At 60.3% G+C, this 15,188-nt stretch carries 15 protein-coding genes; 6 read left to right on the forward strand and 9 right to left on the reverse strand.

Features of this window, described 5'->3' with window-relative positions; translation table 11 throughout:
* Positions 1-137: 137 nt before the first annotated feature.
* On the reverse strand, positions 138-1,589 hold the full coding sequence (pyk, locus tag LUB09_RS23005) for a pyruvate kinase (RefSeq protein WP_209984319.1): 1,452 nt from the start codon (positions 1,587-1,589) through the stop codon (positions 138-140).
* A 175-nt stretch (positions 1,590-1,764) separates the two neighbouring features.
* On the opposite strand from pyk, the gene LUB09_RS23010 reads away from it, so the two are divergent.
* Entirely contained in the window at positions 1,765-2,139 is a 375-nt protein-coding gene (locus LUB09_RS23010; protein WP_209984316.1) for a tetratricopeptide repeat protein, read from the forward strand.
* 222 nt (positions 2,140-2,361) lie between these two features.
* On the forward strand, positions 2,362-2,721 hold the full coding sequence (locus LUB09_RS23015; RefSeq protein WP_209984313.1) for a PilZ domain-containing protein: 360 nt from the start codon (positions 2,362-2,364) through the stop codon (positions 2,719-2,721).
* A gap of 60 nt (positions 2,722-2,781) precedes the next feature.
* Here LUB09_RS23015 and LUB09_RS23020 read toward each other — a convergent pair whose 3' ends face one another.
* Genes LUB09_RS23020 through LUB09_RS23045 form a run of 6 tightly spaced genes read right to left on the reverse strand, consistent with a single transcriptional unit; the run spans position 2,782 to position 9,455 of the window.
* Positions 2,782-4,113: a DUF58 domain-containing protein gene (locus tag LUB09_RS23020; protein ID WP_231423785.1), complete on the reverse strand. Its 1,332-nt coding sequence runs from the start codon at positions 4,111-4,113 to the stop codon at positions 2,782-2,784.
* A 7-nt stretch (positions 4,114-4,120) separates the two neighbouring features.
* Positions 4,121-5,116, reverse strand: coding sequence for an AAA family ATPase (locus LUB09_RS23025; protein ID WP_209984308.1), 996 nt, complete (start codon positions 5,114-5,116; stop codon positions 4,121-4,123).
* On the reverse strand, positions 5,113-6,270 hold the full coding sequence (locus tag LUB09_RS23030; RefSeq protein WP_231423786.1) for a DUF4350 domain-containing protein: 1,158 nt from the start codon (positions 6,268-6,270) through the stop codon (positions 5,113-5,115). Before LUB09_RS23030 ends, LUB09_RS23025 begins: the two co-directional genes overlap by 4 nt.
* On the reverse strand, positions 6,267-7,799 hold the full coding sequence (locus LUB09_RS23035) for a DUF4129 domain-containing protein (protein ID WP_231423787.1): 1,533 nt from the start codon (positions 7,797-7,799) through the stop codon (positions 6,267-6,269). Before LUB09_RS23035 ends, LUB09_RS23030 begins: the two co-directional genes overlap by 4 nt.
* A complete protein-coding gene (locus tag LUB09_RS23040; RefSeq protein WP_209984300.1) occupies positions 7,786-8,766 on the reverse strand; it encodes a stage II sporulation protein M in 981 nt (326 codons plus the stop codon). The genes LUB09_RS23035 and LUB09_RS23040 overlap by 14 nt, the downstream gene beginning before the upstream one ends.
* Positions 8,763-9,455, reverse strand: coding sequence for an RDD family protein (locus LUB09_RS23045; RefSeq protein WP_231423788.1), 693 nt, complete (start codon positions 9,453-9,455; stop codon positions 8,763-8,765). The genes LUB09_RS23040 and LUB09_RS23045 overlap by 4 nt, the downstream gene beginning before the upstream one ends.
* A 167-nt stretch (positions 9,456-9,622) precedes the next feature.
* Between LUB09_RS23045 and sbcB the strand changes: the two genes are divergently transcribed.
* The gene (sbcB, locus tag LUB09_RS23050; protein ID WP_231423789.1) at positions 9,623-11,050 is read left to right on the forward strand and encodes an exodeoxyribonuclease I; all 1,428 of its coding nucleotides are present in this window, start codon (positions 9,623-9,625) and stop codon (positions 11,048-11,050) included.
* A gap of 89 nt (positions 11,051-11,139) precedes the next feature.
* Here sbcB and mvaT read toward each other — a convergent pair whose 3' ends face one another.
* Positions 11,140-11,514 carry a histone-like nucleoid-structuring protein MvaT gene (gene mvaT, locus LUB09_RS23055; RefSeq protein WP_003175830.1) on the reverse strand — a complete coding sequence of 125 codons (375 nt, stop codon included), beginning with the start codon at positions 11,512-11,514 and terminating at the stop codon, positions 11,140-11,142.
* A 349-nt stretch (positions 11,515-11,863) separates the two neighbouring features.
* On the opposite strand from mvaT, the gene purU reads away from it, so the two are divergent.
* The 3 genes from purU (at position 11,864) to LUB09_RS23070 (ending at position 14,566) form a co-directional block, all read left to right on the forward strand.
* Positions 11,864-12,712, forward strand: a complete 849-nt coding sequence (gene purU, locus LUB09_RS23060) for a formyltetrahydrofolate deformylase (protein WP_003237644.1) — start codon at positions 11,864-11,866, stop codon at positions 12,710-12,712.
* Positions 12,713-12,794: 82 nt separating this feature from the next.
* Positions 12,795-12,965: a hypothetical protein gene (locus LUB09_RS23065; protein ID WP_231423790.1), complete on the forward strand. Its 171-nt coding sequence runs from the start codon at positions 12,795-12,797 to the stop codon at positions 12,963-12,965.
* 122 nt (positions 12,966-13,087) lie between these two features.
* Complete coding sequence (locus LUB09_RS23070; protein WP_231423791.1) at positions 13,088-14,566, forward strand: helicase HerA-like domain-containing protein; 1,479 nt, start codon at positions 13,088-13,090, stop codon at positions 14,564-14,566.
* Between the two features lie 4 nt (positions 14,567-14,570).
* Here LUB09_RS23070 and LUB09_RS23075 read toward each other — a convergent pair whose 3' ends face one another.
* On the reverse strand, positions 14,571-15,026 hold the full coding sequence (locus LUB09_RS23075; protein ID WP_209984289.1) for a DUF721 domain-containing protein: 456 nt from the start codon (positions 15,024-15,026) through the stop codon (positions 14,571-14,573).
* Between the last annotated feature and the right edge of the window lie 162 nt (positions 15,027-15,188).

Below are 15,188 nucleotides of genomic sequence, written 5' to 3' on the forward strand. Positions count from 1 at the left end.
GTGGATGAGTCGGTGCTGATCTACAACGGGGAGCGGCCGCACTTATCCCTGAAATACAAAACGCCCGATGCGGTGCATCAGGCGTTTTGAGACTGAAACAGGTGTAAACCTATTTCAGGACTAGACAAGCGAGTCACTCAGAACTGCGGGTCACCTACGTGCAGAATCTTCATGCCATTGGTGCCACCGGTGGTGTGGTAGCTGTCGCCCTTGGTCAGGATGACCCAGTCGCCCTTCTCCACAACACCGCGTTTGATCAACTCGTCGATGGCGGCCTGGCTGACTTCATGAGGCGGCAGCGAAGCAGGATCGAACGGCACGGTGTAGACGCCACGGAACATAGCCGCGCGGGCCTGGGCTTCGCGGTGCGGGGTGAACGCGTAGATCGGCACCGAGGAACGGATACGCGACATGATCAACGGCGTGTAGCCACTTTCGGTCAAGGCGATGATCGCTTTCACGCCCGGGAAGTGGTTGGCGGTGTACATCGCCGCCAGGGCGATGCTCTGGTCGCAGCTTTCGAAGACCTTGCCGATACGGTGGCTGGAGGTCTTGCTGGTCGGGTGCTTTTCGGCACCGACGCAGATACGCGCCATCGCCTGCACGGCTTCCAGTGGGTACGGGCCGGCGGCACTTTCGGCCGAGAGCATCACGGCGTCGGTGTAGTCGAGCACGGCGTTGGCCACGTCGGACACTTCGGCGCGGGTCGGCATCGGGTTCTGGATCATCGACTCCATCATCTGGGTCGCCACGATGACCGCTTTGTTGTGGCGGCGTGCGTGCAGGATGATTTTCTTCTGGATGCCGATCAGCTCGGCGTCGCCGATTTCCACACCCAGGTCGCCACGGGCAACCATCACGGCGTCGGAGGCCTTGATCAGGCCGTCGAGGGTTTCGTCATCGGCCACGGCTTCAGCGCGTTCGATCTTCGCCACCAACCAGGCGGTACCGCCGGCTTCGTCGCGCAGTTTACGGGCGTATTCCATGTCGGCAGCGTCGCGCGGGAAGGATACGGCGAGGTAGTCCACTTCCATCTCGGCGGCGAGCTTGATGTCGGCCTTGTCTTTTTCAGTCAGGGCCGGGGCGGTCAGGCCACCGCCGCGACGGTTGATACCTTTGTGGTCCGACAGCGGGCCACCGATGATCACGGTGCAGTGCAGTTCAGTCGGGGTGGCGGTGTCGACGCGCATGACCACGCGGCCATCGTCGAGCAGCAGTTCGTCGCCGACGCCACAGTCCTTGACCAGATCCGGGTAATCGATACCCACGACCTGCTGGTTGCCGTCGGTCAGCGGATGGCTGGTGGAGAAGGTGAACTTGTCACCAATCTTCAGCTCGATGCGCTTGTTGGTGAATTTGGCGATACGAATTTTCGGGCCTTGCAGGTCACCCAGCAACGCGACGAAGCGGCCGTGTTTAGCGGCCAGATCACGCACCAGCTTGGCGCGAGCCTTGTGCTCGTCCGGGGTGCCGTGGGAGAAGTTCAGACGGGCAACGTCCAAACCAGCCAGAATCAGCTGTTCGAGGACTTCCGGCGAGTTACTGGCCGGGCCAAGGGTGGCGACGATTTTGGTGCGACGGACGGACATGCACAGACTCCTGAGTTCAAGCGCTGGGGAAGGCTACTATGCTCTTTGGTTGTAGTCATTGTTCGTTTGCACTACTTATCGACGATTGGCTGGTTTGAGCGTCAATTGAATAGACGAACATCCTTGAAGATTTTCGACGAGGGGTCGATACACTGCACAAGACAGGAGAACCCCCATGCGAATTTTGCTCGTTGCTGCCCTGGCCGTCAGTGTTGTCGGCTGCACCCGCTGGTCCATGGACCATCATTTGAACAACGCCTACCGTGCGTACAAGGTGGGTGACTGTGAGCGCGTGACCCTGGAATTGTCCCAGGTCGACCGTGAAAGCCGTACCCGGCGCTACGTACAGCCGGAAGTTTCGATGTTGCGCGGGCAATGCCTGGAGCGACAGAAGCTGTTTGTGGATGCGGTGCAAACCTATCAGTTCATCATCAGCCAGTACCCGTCCAGCGAATACGCGTACCGCGCCCGCGCCCGCCTGGACACGCTGCAGCAACTGGGTCATTACCCCGGCGCCAGCGTCGCGCAACCCCGGCCCGCATCCCTTTGATAAAATTTGTCACGCTGTAACTGGCCCGTCTCACGTCTTAGGCTAATATTTGTATATCTGTTCGATATTTTTATATTCAAATGGATTGAATGTCTGGAGTTGGTAGATTCATAGCGATGACGCACAGCACCGTTGTCGCGCCGACCTCGGGGAGAGCGGGCCTGTATCGCCGTTCCGAATCACTGGCTCGGCCAGAGTAATATCCAATGGATGGCACTCATCATGTTTACTAATCGACGTATTGAGCGGCATGAGTTATCCCGTTTCCTGCAAGTGTTCAATCGGTTTACGGACAAGCCTATTGGTTACCTGGGCAATGTGTCTGAAGACGGGCTGATGTTGATCAGCCAATTACCGATGATGATCAGCGCGACGTTTGAACTGTGCGTGAAGGTTCCCATGGCGAATGGGGACGTTCAGGCAATCGACCTCACTGCTACATGTTTGTGGAGTCGTGAGGACGTCAATCCGCAGCACTATGACTCAGGTTTCAGTGTGGTCGCCGCGCCTGCGGAGTACAGACAACTGATCACCGCCTTGTTGCGTTACTTCAGTTTTGACCACTTGCAGGCTTCTGCCTAGACATCGCGCGTTGTCGACCCGGGCAGGTGTGTTTACCTTCGCCGTGGTCGTGCGCATTTTTTATAGCACCCCGGCTTTTTTCCAGTCCATGTAACGCGTCACCAACGCCGGTCCCAGCGCTGAGGGCAGGGTATCCAGTACGGCCAACCCGTGGGCGTTCAGACGATCATGCAATTCGTCGCGCCGGGTGAGGTAGTCGACGGCGCCGCTGTAGGCCAATGCCTCGGGCAAGGTTTGCACGGAAGACTGGCGCAGTTGGTCGAGCACTTCCTCGCGCAGGCTGGCGACCAGCACCCGGTGTTGGCGGCCGATGCGTTTGACTGCAGTCAGTAATGCCTCATCGTCCTCGTCCCGCAGGTTGCTCACTACAATGACCAGCGCACGGCGTTTCTGTCGGGCCAGCAGTTGGCTGGCAGCGGCTTCGTAATCGGCGGTGCGTTGCGTGGTATCCAGGTCGTAGACGTTGTTGAGCAACAGGTTCAACTGGCCGGTGCCCTTGACGGGCGCCAGATAACGGGGCTGATCGCAGGCAAAGGTGCACAGCCCCACCGCATCGCCTTGACGCAAGGCGACGTAGCTGAGCAGCAGGCAGGCATTGAGGGCGTGGTCGAAGTGGGAAAGCTCGGCGTCCTGGCTGCGCATGCGCCGACCGCAATCGAGCATGAACACGATTTGCTGGTCGCGCTCGTCCTGATACTCCCGGGCGATGGGTGTGCGTTGGCGTGCGGTGGCCTTCCAGTCGATCTGCCGCAGGCTGTCGCCCTCGCGAAACTCGCGCAACTGATGAAACTCCAGCCCTGGGCCGCGTCGCGGATGCTGTCGAACACCCAATTGGCTCAGCCAGCTGTCCACGCCCAGCAGTTGTGCGCCATACAGGCGCGCGAAGTCCGGGTAGACGCGGGTGGCGTCGGATACCTCCACAAAGCGTCGAGCCGACCACAGCCCCAGTGGGCTGGGCAGATGAATTTCACACCGACTGAAACTGAAATGCCCGCGCCGCAACGGGCGCAGGCGATAGCCCAACTCGCTGCGCGTGCCGGGTCGCAGTTCAATCAGTTGGGGCATGTTCTCCACGCTCAGCCCATCGGGTGCGTGATCGAATACCTGCACGGTCAGCGGCTGCGGATAATCGTGGTGCAGGGTCAGGCGCACGTCGCCCCAGCGACCCAGGGCCAGGCTGCCAGGCATCTGCCGTTGCACCCGGATGCCCGGGCGGCGGCGCAGGCGAAGGGCGTCCAGCAGGGCCAGCAGCAACAGCGCCAGCAACAGGCCCCACGCCACCTGGTGCAGGGTGTCGGGCAGCTTGAGCTGCAACGCCGCGGTGATACCCAGCAGAGTGTTCAAACCCAGCAGGACACCGAGCCAGATCAGCAGCAGACGGGTTGGCTTCATGGGTGGCTCATTGCCTCGGCGCCGGAATCTGATCCAGCAGTTGTTTGAGCACCTGATCCACATCCAGGCCATCGATGTCCAGTTCGGGGGCAATTCGTACCCGGTGGCGCAGCACTGCCATGGCGCAGCTCTTGATGTCGTCCGGGGTGACAAACTCGCCGCCGCGCAACAGGGCGCGGGCACGAGCGCCGCTGACCAGGGCAATTGAGGCGCGCGGACCGGCACCGATGGTCAGTCCTGGCCAACTGCGGGTGGCCCGGGCCAGGCGTACGGCATAGTCGAGCACTTGCTCATCCAGCGGCAGCTCAGTGGCGACCCGCTGCAGGTGCAGCACATCCGCAGCGAGCAGCACGGTACGCAGCGGTTGTACATCCAGCATGTCGGCACGCGAAGAACGCGTGACTTCGCGCACCATGTCCAGTTCCTGCCGAGCATCCGGGTAGTCCATGCGAATTTTGAGCATGAAGCGGTCCAGTTCGGCCTCCGGCAGGGGGTAAGTGCCTTCCTGCTCAATGGGGTTCTGAGTGGCCAGCACCATGAACGGCTGCCCGATGGGCAGCGCCTCGCCCTCCAGGGTCACCTGGCGTTCCTGCATGGCCTCGAGCAGCGCCGCCTGGGTTTTGGCGGGTGCGCGGTTGATTTCGTCGGCCAGCAGCAGGTGGGTGAACAACGGACCCTTGCGCAACTTGAACTGTTCGGTGTGCAGGTCATAGACAGCGTGGCCGGTGACATCGCTGGGCATCAGGTCGGGAGTGAACTGGATACGCGCGAAATCACCGCCGAAGCAGCGCGCCAATGCGCGTACCAGCAACGTCTTGCCCAGCCCAGGCACGCCCTCAAGCAATACGTGGCCGCCTGCAATCAATGCCGTCAGTACGTCATCAATTACGTCGTCCTGGCCAATCACCGCCTTGCGCAGTTCAACGCGCAAAGCGCTGGCCAGTTCGCTGGCCTGTAGCAAGGTGGCGCTGGTCAGGGGCGTGGCGCTGGGAAATTCACTCATAGGGCATTCCTGAGGGTTTGCAGGCATGCCACCTGATGGCTGAAATCGGCGCTGGAGAGCCGTTTTGCCGCAAGTGGCCCAAGGGCCTGGCTGATGACGTGAGAAGGTTGGCGGGTAAGGTGTTCAAGGACCTGGCACTGTGCCGCGTTATCGAGGTGTTCAAAGCCTGGGTGGCGGCGCCGCGCGGTGCGCAGGATATCGCGCTGCAAGGCCTGCAGCAGCGTGCCCTGGCCGCTGCGGCGCAGCAGGAAGTCAGCGCTGGCCTTCAAGTGTTCCTGCAATTGCCGACGCGCTTTGGGGGCCGGAGTCTGCACCGGGCCCTGGCGCATGCCGGCCTGCCAGAGTGCCAGGACAATCAGCGCGGCAAGCGTTACCAGAGCCTGGGGGAAATAGTGCATCAGCAGGCTGAGCAGGTTGTCGACGTCACTGTTGAACAGCAACGTGACGGCTGTGTCCCGGTTCAGGTACCACAGCAGCCAGGCGTTATCGTGCTGGCCGATGATGGGGGCTTTCCACAGGTCGCTGTCGGTGACCACTGTCACACGGCCTTGCCCGAGGTTGAGCTGCATCAGGTGGCTGGCCCTGGCGCTGTTGGCGGAAAACTGGGCCAGATGCGTGGGGTCGGTGAGGTTGAAGTCGGTGTCGAAACTGAAATAGGCCGGGGCGGTTTCATTGTCGACGTAAAGTTTGGTCAGGTCCGGCTTGCTCCCTTTGCGCGCGGGAGCCGGTTCCTCGGGATCGTCACTCAACCACTGATGGATGTGCAGGCGATCGAGCAGCAAGTCGCCGCTTTTATCGGTCTCTTCATCCCAGAGTGCTTCAGCGACCAGCAACAGATGTCCGCCTGACCTTGCCCAGTCCAATAGTTGCTCTGCCTGGCGTGGGGTCATGTTGCCGCGCTCGCCCAGCAGCAACAGGCTATTGCCTTTGGCGGGAAGGTCGGCGAGCCGATCCAGGCCATGGGCATGCTCAACCACAAGGCCTTGCCCGCGCAGGAACTGCTCTGCCGCAAGGTAGGGATTGGCCAGCGCCTCCGGCGATGGGCCTCGATCCACTACTTCGTCATAGGGAATGGCCTTGCTCCACAGAAACAACCCGCCTGCCCCCAGCAGGCCTGCCAGCAGCAATCCTACACACAGCAATGTCCGGTTCATTGGGCAATACCTGCGTTGAACAGGCTGCGCCAATCGCTGCACAGTTGTTGTTGCGCCAACGGGGGAGGTGGCCGGTGACCGTAGGCGAGGTTTTGCCAATGGCGAGTCAGGTCTGTGCTGAAGGCCAGCAGGTGTGGTTGTTGCAATTGTTGAATGCGCTCCAGCACCTGGCCCTCGGTATCGGCGCTTTTCAGTGGCAGGTTGAAGTCGTGCAGCAACCGGCTAAGCAGGCCACGGTAGAGCAGTCCAAGGGCTTCGCGTGGCTGAGTGGGCCACAGTTGTTCGGCCGCACCGGCAACATCGTTGGGCAGGGTCTCGATGCCCACCGCCAGCCCGAATAACTGGGTGGGCGCAGGCAAGGCTGTGTCGGGTTTGCGTGGCCTTCGTCGGCTGACAAAGGTGCGCAGCCAGTCGCGATAACGCCAGACCAGCAACGCCACGCCGCTCGCCAGCAAACCCCACAACAGGACTTCGACGACCTGGGCCAGATGTTTGAAGCTGGCGCTGTTGAAGTTGTCCAGCAGTGCCTGCAGCCATGCGGGAAGTTTGCCATCACCACGCGGCTGGTTTTTTACGGCGGGTTTTTCGTCGCCGAAGCGATAGCGCGTGACGGTCTCGGGGTTCTTGAAGGGTGGCTTGTCCAGCAGAGTCTTGATCGATTGGCTGGCGGCCTGGGTGCTGACCGGTTTGGGCGGGCTGGCGTCATCCGCCATGGACGGCTGGCTGAAGAAGGGCATCAGCATCAGGCCTGCTACCAACAGCAACAGCGGCGCGACGCTGCCCAGGCGCTCTCGAAGGCGGCGAAATACCAGTTCCAGGTCCCAGGCCTCGAGTACGGTGCGGCGGTTGAGGTACAGGCTGAAGCCGCAGGCGACGTAGATCGGTTCCCAGAACACCAGAATCAATGCGTAGAACGCATTGCTCATGTGTTCCAGCCACAGCGCTTGCGAACCGGTGGCCTGCGCCAGGCGTTGCCAGTCCCAGTCCAGCTCGATCTGCTGGGGGATGAACAGGTAAAACAATGCCATGGCGCCGAACCACAACGTTATTTCAAGGCACATCCCAAGTAGGGTGAGCCAGCGCGAAGCTCCACCGTTACGTTGGAGCAGCACGCCCAGGCGTTTCTGACGCGCGTCACCGTCCAGTCCTTCGAGCTGGCTGACGGGCATCACAAAGCTGCGACTCAGGCTGAGCCGTCTCCAGATCAAGCTGCTCAACAACTGGCCTTTAAGCAGGCGCGGCCACTGGCGCACAGCCTGCCTGAGGCTGGGAGTCTCGCCGAACAAGGCCCTGGACAGGATGTACAGCGGCAAGCAGTCGAACGCCGGTTTCAGCCACCAGAACAGAAGCATGGCGGTGGACGGATACTTCCAAAACGCAGCGCTGAGCAAAATAAATACTGGCAAGCTCACAATCGCCCAACTGGCTATCAGCAGCCAACGGTGTTTACGGGCCATCAGTACACCAAGGTCCATGGCTTCCCAAGGCGTGCGCGGCCGAATGACTACGCTTGAATCACTCAGGCGCATGGCGGGTGCGTCCGGTCAATGTCAGATAAGCGATCACCAGCAGCCATAGCACGGCGCCCACCAGGTATTTGATCCAGAGTGCAGTGGTGGTGGAGGACGACCAGTAGGCTTCGATAAAGGCTGCGATGAGCAGCAATATCATGACGCCGCAGAGCATTTGTATGCTTTTGCGCGCTGCCAGCCGCAGTGACTCGGCGCGTGTGAGGCGACCGGGCGCGATCAATGCCCAGCCCAACTGCAAGCCTGCCGCGCCGGCGAGGGCGATGGCAGTGAGTTCGAAAGCGCCATGGCCGATAACGAACGACCAGAAGGTCTGGCCGTAGCCGATTTCAGTGAGGTGCCCGGAGATGGCGCCGATGATCAAGCCGTTGTAAATCAGGAAAAACACACTGCCCAGCCCGAACAGCAAGCCTGCGGCGAATGTCTGGAAGGCAATCCCGATGTTGTGCATCACGTAGTAGCCGAACATCATCCAGTCCTCACTGGATGCTCGCTCGGCGACGCGGCCCAGGCGACTGGAATCGGGGTCATACATACCTTGCATCTCGGCGACCTGCTGCGGGCTGACAATGCTGTAGATCAATTCGGGAAACAGGTATACCAGCAGCGCAACCACCATCAGGCTGCCGAAGAACAGCAGCCCGGCGATCAACACGAAGCGCCACTGCTCGCGCACCAGTCGTGGAAAATCGGCCAGCACGAAGCTCAATACGTTCGCGGTCAATTGGCTGCGGTGCCGGTACAGCTGCTGATGACCGCGCAATGCCAGTTGTTGCAGCGGGTCGACCAGATAACTGCTGTAGCCGCGCTCCTGGGCCAGGGCGAGGTGCTGGCACAGACGCCGATACTGATGGGGAAAGTCGGCCATATCGCCGGTCTTGAGCTTGCCTTGCTCCAACTGTTTCAGTTGTGCGGCAAAGGCTTGCCACTGCGGTTGGTGACGGCTTTCGAACAGGCTCTGTTTCATGTCGGCCCCAGCAAACCACGCGCGACGCCATTGAGTTGCTCTGCGGCATGAGCCGCCGGCACCTGCAGGGGCGTTGCGAGGATGGAAGCCAGTTCGTGCACCCGCTCTGCGGACAATTCGCTCTGGCGCTCGGCAAATCCGAGGATGGCGCGTTGTTCGCTGAGGTGCAGGGCGAACGGCAGGCGCAGAGGTGCGGCCTGCGGCACTTTGGGGCGGGCCAGTGGCTGTTCGCGATAAATCACCAGCGTGCCAGCGGCGAGATCGCCGAGTCTTTTGAAATGGGGATGTTGCAGGCAACTGACGGCGCCGAAAAAGTAGCCGAAGGGCAGCATGTCGACAAAGCGCAGCAGATTGCGGATAAGCGAAGCGGACCAGCCGACGGGTGTGCCGTCATCCTGCACCACGCGCAGGCCCATGACCTGCTTGCCGGGTGAGCAGCCCTGGTTGAGCACTTCGAACAGCACCATGTACCACCAACTGACCAGAAACAGCAGCAGCGAACCCAGGCCGATGCCGATATTGCCCAGTAGCGCCAGTGGCACCAGCAGGATGCCCATGACCAGCGCGCGTACGCCGAGGTCGAAGGCAAAGGCCAGCGCCCGTGGCAGCAGGCCGGCGGGACGCAGGGGCAGGTCGATGCCCTCCGGGGTCTCGATCTGGTAGCGGGTGTCCAATGGGGCTGATTGCATCGCGGTCCCTGGCAGTGCGGAGCGGCTGGAAGACACGGATGCTAGCAGTGTCGACGGCGGAAGCAACCATCCAAGATTTTACTGGATGTTTGTACAGCTGATTTGGCGCTGGCCCTGGACGCCTTGCAGCGCCTAGACTTTATCAATCTTCAGCTCAGGAATGGCCCGTGACCTCGATTTTCTGGTACGACTATGAAACCACCGGCATCAATCCACGCAGCGATCGTCCTCTTCAGGTCGCCGGTATTCGCACCGATCACGACCTCAACGAGATAGACGCGCCGGTCAATCTGTATTGCCTGCCCAGTGACGATATCCTGCCGCACCCGGCAGCTTGCGCAATTACCGGCATCACGCCTGCAATACTGGCGCAACAGGGCCTGGCCGAGGCGGACTTCATGACCCGTGTGCATGCGCAACTGGCAGCCCCCGGCACCTGTGGCGCCGGTTACAACACCTTGCGGTTTGACGATGAAATGACGCGGTACAGCCTGTACCGCAATTTCTTCGACCCTTATGCGCGGGAATGGCAGGGCGGCAACAGTCGCTGGGACTTGATCGATGTGGTGCGCACGGCCTACGCATTGCGTCCCGAAGGGATCACCTGGCCCGAACAGGACGGGCGCGTCACCCTCAAGCTTGAACGCCTGACCCAGGCCAACGGGATTGATCACGGCCAGGCGCACGATGCGTTGTCCGACGTACGCGCCACGATTGCGCTGGCCCGCCTGGTCCGCGAGAAACAGCCCAAGCTGTACGACTGGCTGTTTCAACTGCGCAGCAAGCAGCGCGTCATGGATCAGATCCGCCTGCTGCAGCCGATGGTGCATATATCCGGGCGCTTTTCCGCCGAGCGTCACTATTTGGGCGTGGTGCTCCCCCTGGCCTGGCACCCGCGCAACCGCAATGCCTTGATTGTGTGCGACCTGGGGCTTGATCCGCAGGGGCTGATCGAGCTGGACGCTGAAACTTTACGTCAGCATCTCTATAAGCGCCGCGATGAACTGGCCGAGGGCGAGATGCCTGTGCCGCTCAAGTTGGTGCATATCAACCGTTGCCCGGTGGTTGCTCCCTTGAGTGTGCTGCGGGCGCAGGACCGTGAACGGCTGCAATTGGACATGGACAGTTATCAGGCACGTGCGCTGCGGCTAACTGACGCACAGGCTGTATGGCGTGACAAGTTGACGGCTATTTATGCCGAGGAAGATTTCGCCGCGAGTGAAGATCCCGAGCAGCAGCTGTACGCTGGTTTTATCGGTGACCGCGACCGCCGATTATGTGAACAAGTCCGAGCCGCAGAACCCGCACAACTCGCCCGTCAGCAGTGGCCATTTGATGATCACCGTTTACCGGAATTATTATTTCGCTACCGCGCCCGTAACTTTGCTGACACCTTGAGCAGTGAGGAGCAACAACGCTGGAAACTTTTCTGTCAGCAACGTTTGTCGGACGCACAATGGGGGGCTCCCAATACGCTGGAGGCATTTAATCTTGCGCGACGGGAGTTGGCGGTTAGTGCTACATCGATTCAGTGTCAGGTACTGGATCAATGGCAGGATTATGTCGATGCTTTGGCGGCGCGGATGAATTTGTAGGAGGATAACTGCAGAAGTGTTCCGGCAATAAAAAACGCCAGCAAGCTGGCGTTTCAGGGGGGCGCAAATCAGGCGGGGCCTGGCAAGGCTTAGCCCAGCAGAGTGGCCCAACCTTCGACCACGTCACCGCCCCACTTGGCTTTCCACTCTTTCAGCGTCTTGTGGTTGCCACCTTTGGTTTCAATCACTTCGCCGTTGTGCGGGTTTTTGTATTGCTTGACCTTGCGAGCACGTTTGGTGCCGGTAGTTTTCACAGCGCCACGCGGTGCTTTAACTTTCGACTCTGGATCCAGCAGCGCGATGATGTCACGCAGGGACTTGGAGTATTCACCCATCAGGGTGCGCAGCTTGCCTTCGAATTCCAGCTCGGTTTTCAGTTTGTCGTCTTGGGACAGATTCTTCAAACGGGCTTGCAGCTCTTTGATAGCTTCTTCGGTGGCGCGGTATTCGTTGATCAGGGACATGTGGACTACCTTATGTAGAACGCGGATGACAGGGACAGTGGGCCAATAATAGTCAGGCAATTTGCTCAAGTAAACATTTAAGCGTGTATTCAGGTGAATTACGTTGAATGTAAGCGGCACCGCGATGCAATCGACTTAATAAGTAGCGGTATGTGCAACGACATTCTGATTAATTTCTCGCTTACTGCTCACGCATACAGGTTGTACATTTATCTAAGGGCGGTAAAACCTTACACAATTAAGGGGCACCGGCAGAGCGGGAGGGCAGAATAAGCGCGAAGGAATACTGCAGTTTTTCTGCGCAATCGCTAGAATGGCGGCCTTTGCGAAGTTCTGGAGTTTCCCCCTAATGCGCACTTTTCGGCTGGTGATTGCTTGCCCGGACCGGGTTGGCATCGTTGCCAAAGTCAGTAACTTTCTGGCCTCCCACAACGGTTGGATCACCGAGGCGAGCCATCACTCGGACGATCTCAGCGGTTGGTTTTTCATGCGTCACGAAATACGTGCCGACACGCTTCCCTTTGGTCTGCAGGCCTTCCGCGAGGCGTTTGCGCCGATTGCCGAAGAGTTTTCGATGACCTGGCACATCACTGACACCGAGCAGAAAAAACGAGTGGTGCTGATGGCCAGCCGTGAGTCCCACTGTTTGGCCGACCTGCTGCACCGTTGGCACAGCGATGAGCTGGACTGCGAGATTGCCTGCGTGATCTCCAACCATGACGACCTGCGCAGCATGGTCGAATGGCATGGCATCCCGTACTACCACGTGCCGGTCAACCCGCAGGACAAGGAGCCGGCGTTTGCCGAGGTTTCCCGTCTGGTCGGGCAGCATGAAGCCGACGTGGTAGTGCTGGCGCGCTACATGCAGATCCTGCCGCCGGAACTGTGCCGCGAATACGCTGGCAGGGTGATCAACATTCACCACAGCTTCCTGCCCTCGTTTGTCGGCGCCAAGCCGTACCATCAGGCGTCCCTGCGCGGTGTGAAGTTGATTGGTGCTACCTGCCACTACGTCACTGAAGAGCTGGATGCCGGCCCGATCATCGAGCAGGACGTGGTGCGTGTCAGCCACAGCGACAGCATCGAAGACATGGTGCGTTTCGGCCGTGACGTCGAGAAGATGGTGCTGGCCCGTGGCCTGCGTTATCACCTGGAAGATCGCGTGCTGGTGCATGGCAACAAGACAGTTGTGTTCTGATCTCAGCGATTGAAGAATCAAGGGCCTGGGCGTTAAATCGTCCCAGGCCCTTTTTCTTTGCCTGTATGTCGAGGATTGAGTCATGAATGGCCCTTTGGACAAAGCGACCGCAAAGGCGCCGGCGACCCTGGGTGAGGGCTGTTTGAGCCGCTATGACCCGGATGACCTGAACAGTGAAGACGGCACGGACTTTCCCGGTGCCGCCCAGTTATGGGAACGCGAGCGCAGCAAGTCCGAGCCTGACAAGGACTGATCAAGTTCGAACGTTACCCATCTTTCAAGCGCAGATTTTATTCATCGCGTGATAGAGGCGGCTAATGTCTTAATATTCCAGGCGCCTACCTGCGGCACTGGACATCAACCATGGGTGACGAAATGCCTGATTCCACACAACTCCTGATCGGTGCCGACTCAGACGGCCAGCCCATCGCCCAGCCCATGCGCCTGGCCAATCGTCATGGATTGATCGCCGGGGCAACGGGCACGGGCAAGACCGTGACCTTGCAGCGCCTGGCGGAAGCCTTCAGCGATGCGGGGGTGGCGGTATTTGCCGCCGATATCAAAGGAGACCTCTGTGGCCTCGGCGCCGCCGCCAACCCCCAGGGCAAGGTGGCCGAGCGTATCGCCGGCATGCCTTTCATTAATTACACCGCCAGGGCGTATCCCGTCACGCTGTGGGACATTCACGGCCAGTCCGGTCATCCATTGCGCACCACCATCAGCGAAATGGGGCCGCTGTTGCTCGGCAGCCTGCTGGAGCTCACCGACAGCCAACAGTCGGCACTGTACGCGGCCTTCAAGGTGGCCGACCGCGAAGGCCTGTTGCTGTTGGACCTCAAGGACCTCAAGGCGCTGCTCAATCACCTGCACTATCACCCAGAACTGCTGGGCGATGACGCGGCATTGATGAACACGGGCTCCAGCCAGGCGCTGCTGCGACGTCTGGCAGTGCTGGAACAGCAGGGCGCCGACGCTTTGTTTGGCGAGCCCGCGTTGCAACTTGAAGATATTTTGCAGCCCGCCGCAGAGGGCCGCGGCCGTATTCATCTACTGGACGCCAGCCGCCTCGTGCATGAAGCGCCGAAGGTGTACGCCACGTTCCTGTTGTGGCTCCTGGCGGAGCTGTTCGAGCAATTGCCGGAGCGCGGCGATGCCGAAAAGCCGCTGCTGGCGCTGTTCTTCGATGAGGCCCATTTGTTATTCGCCGATACCCCCAAGGCGTTGCAGGATCGCCTGGAGCAAGTAGTGAGGTTGATTCGCTCCAAAGGCGTTGGCGTGTATTTCGTCACGCAGTCCCCGGGGGATCTGCCTGACACCGTACTGGCGCAACTTGGCCTGCGTATCCAGCACGGCTTGCGCGCGTTCACCACTAAAGAACAGAAATCCCTGCGCGCCGTGGCCGAGGGTTTCCGCGCGAATCCGGCGTTCGATGCATTAACGGTGCTGACGGAGCTGGGCACTGGTGAGGCGTTGGTCGGCACGTTGCAGGAAAAGGGCATGCCGGAGGTCGTCCAGCGGGTGCTGGTGGCACCGCCACAATCGCGGATCGGCCCGCTCAGTGAGGTCGAACGTGCGGCGCTGATCGCCAGCTCGCCCCTGCAAGGCCGTTATGACAAACCGATCGATCGCGAATCCGCCTATGAAGTGCTGATGGCGCGCAAGGAATTGGGGCCAGGCGCAGACTCCACGCCTGCCGCCCAGGAGCCGAGCTTCACCGACAGGGCCGGCGCGTTTCTGGGGACGGCGGCAGGCAAGGCGCTCAAGTCCGCGATGCAGCAGGCAGCCAATCAAATGGGGCGGCAGTTGGTGCGCGGTTTGCTGGGCTCGTTGCTCGGCGGCAGCAAGCGCAAGTAGCGGCTCAGGCCTTGGGCCTGGCGTGGGCGGCCAGGCGTTCCAGTGCCGCGCGCAAACCTGGATCGCTGATCCCGTCGGCCGTGGCCTGGATGGTTTCGGCGGCGTTTTCCGACAGGTCCATGGTATGGCCCACTGCACCTTGCTGCACGGTGGGCGGCTGTACCTTGAACTGGATGCGCGTCAGGCTGACGAACTCATCAAATGCCATCAATTGTCGCTGCAGGCGTTTTTGCTGGTAGCGCAGGCGCGTCGCCCAATGGCCGTCAGTGACGATCAGCAGCAAATTGCCTTCACGCCAGGACGCCACGTGACAATGTTCGCGTGCGGCGGGTTGCAGCTGGCTTTCGAGTAGGCGTTGCAGGTGTCCCAGGCGTTGGGCGTGGCCGAAGATGGCTTTCAACGGCTTGGCTTCGCGAAGCAACACGCTGGGCGCGCGGGCTGTAAGAGGGCGAAATGCCATAAGCGGACACCTTAAGTAACAGAGCGGCCATCTTAACAGAAAGCGCGCAGGCGGCCCTGGGCAATGCCGATGCCCGGCTTTTCCCGCGAAATCAATAGGTAACTTCTGCATTCGATGGGTTGAAGTTCGCGCAAAAGCCCTTATTTTAAACAGGCCCTCTCA

It is taken from the genome of Pseudomonas sp. Leaf59 (assembly GCF_920984685.1).
In the GTDB taxonomy this organism is placed as follows: domain Bacteria; phylum Pseudomonadota; class Gammaproteobacteria; order Pseudomonadales; family Pseudomonadaceae; genus Aquipseudomonas.

Excerpts from the sequence above, each read along its gene's own strand:
- LUB09_RS23070 (WP_231423791.1), top strand. The coding sequence starts at position 13,088 with ATGCCTGATTCCACACAACTCCTGATCGGTGCCGACTCAGACGGCCAG.
- pyk (WP_209984319.1), bottom strand. The coding sequence starts at position 1,589 with ATGTCCGTCCGTCGCACCAAAATCGTCGCCACCCTTGGCCCGGCCAGT.
- LUB09_RS23045 (WP_231423788.1), bottom strand. The coding sequence starts at position 9,455 with ATGCAATCAGCCCCATTGGACACCCGCTACCAGATCGAGACCCCGGAG.
- LUB09_RS23035 (WP_231423787.1), bottom strand. The coding sequence starts at position 7,799 with ATGCGCCTGAGTGATTCAAGCGTAGTCATTCGGCCGCGCACGCCTTGG.
- LUB09_RS23020 (WP_231423785.1), bottom strand. The coding sequence starts at position 4,113 with ATGAAGCCAACCCGTCTGCTGCTGATCTGGCTCGGTGTCCTGCTGGGT.
- purU (WP_003237644.1), top strand. The coding sequence starts at position 11,864 with ATGCGCACTTTTCGGCTGGTGATTGCTTGCCCGGACCGGGTTGGCATC.
- LUB09_RS23075 (WP_209984289.1), bottom strand. The coding sequence starts at position 15,026 with ATGGCATTTCGCCCTCTTACAGCCCGCGCGCCCAGCGTGTTGCTTCGC.
- mvaT (WP_003175830.1), bottom strand. The coding sequence starts at position 11,514 with ATGTCCCTGATCAACGAATACCGCGCCACCGAAGAAGCTATCAAAGAG.
- LUB09_RS23025 (WP_209984308.1), bottom strand. The coding sequence starts at position 5,116 with ATGAGTGAATTTCCCAGCGCCACGCCCCTGACCAGCGCCACCTTGCTA.
- LUB09_RS23030 (WP_231423786.1), bottom strand. The coding sequence starts at position 6,270 with ATGAACCGGACATTGCTGTGTGTAGGATTGCTGCTGGCAGGCCTGCTG.
- LUB09_RS23010 (WP_209984316.1), top strand. The coding sequence starts at position 1,765 with ATGCGAATTTTGCTCGTTGCTGCCCTGGCCGTCAGTGTTGTCGGCTGC.
- LUB09_RS23040 (WP_209984300.1), bottom strand. The coding sequence starts at position 8,766 with ATGAAACAGAGCCTGTTCGAAAGCCGTCACCAACCGCAGTGGCAAGCC.
- LUB09_RS23015 (WP_209984313.1), top strand. The coding sequence starts at position 2,362 with ATGTTTACTAATCGACGTATTGAGCGGCATGAGTTATCCCGTTTCCTG.
- LUB09_RS23065 (WP_231423790.1), top strand. The coding sequence starts at position 12,795 with ATGAATGGCCCTTTGGACAAAGCGACCGCAAAGGCGCCGGCGACCCTG.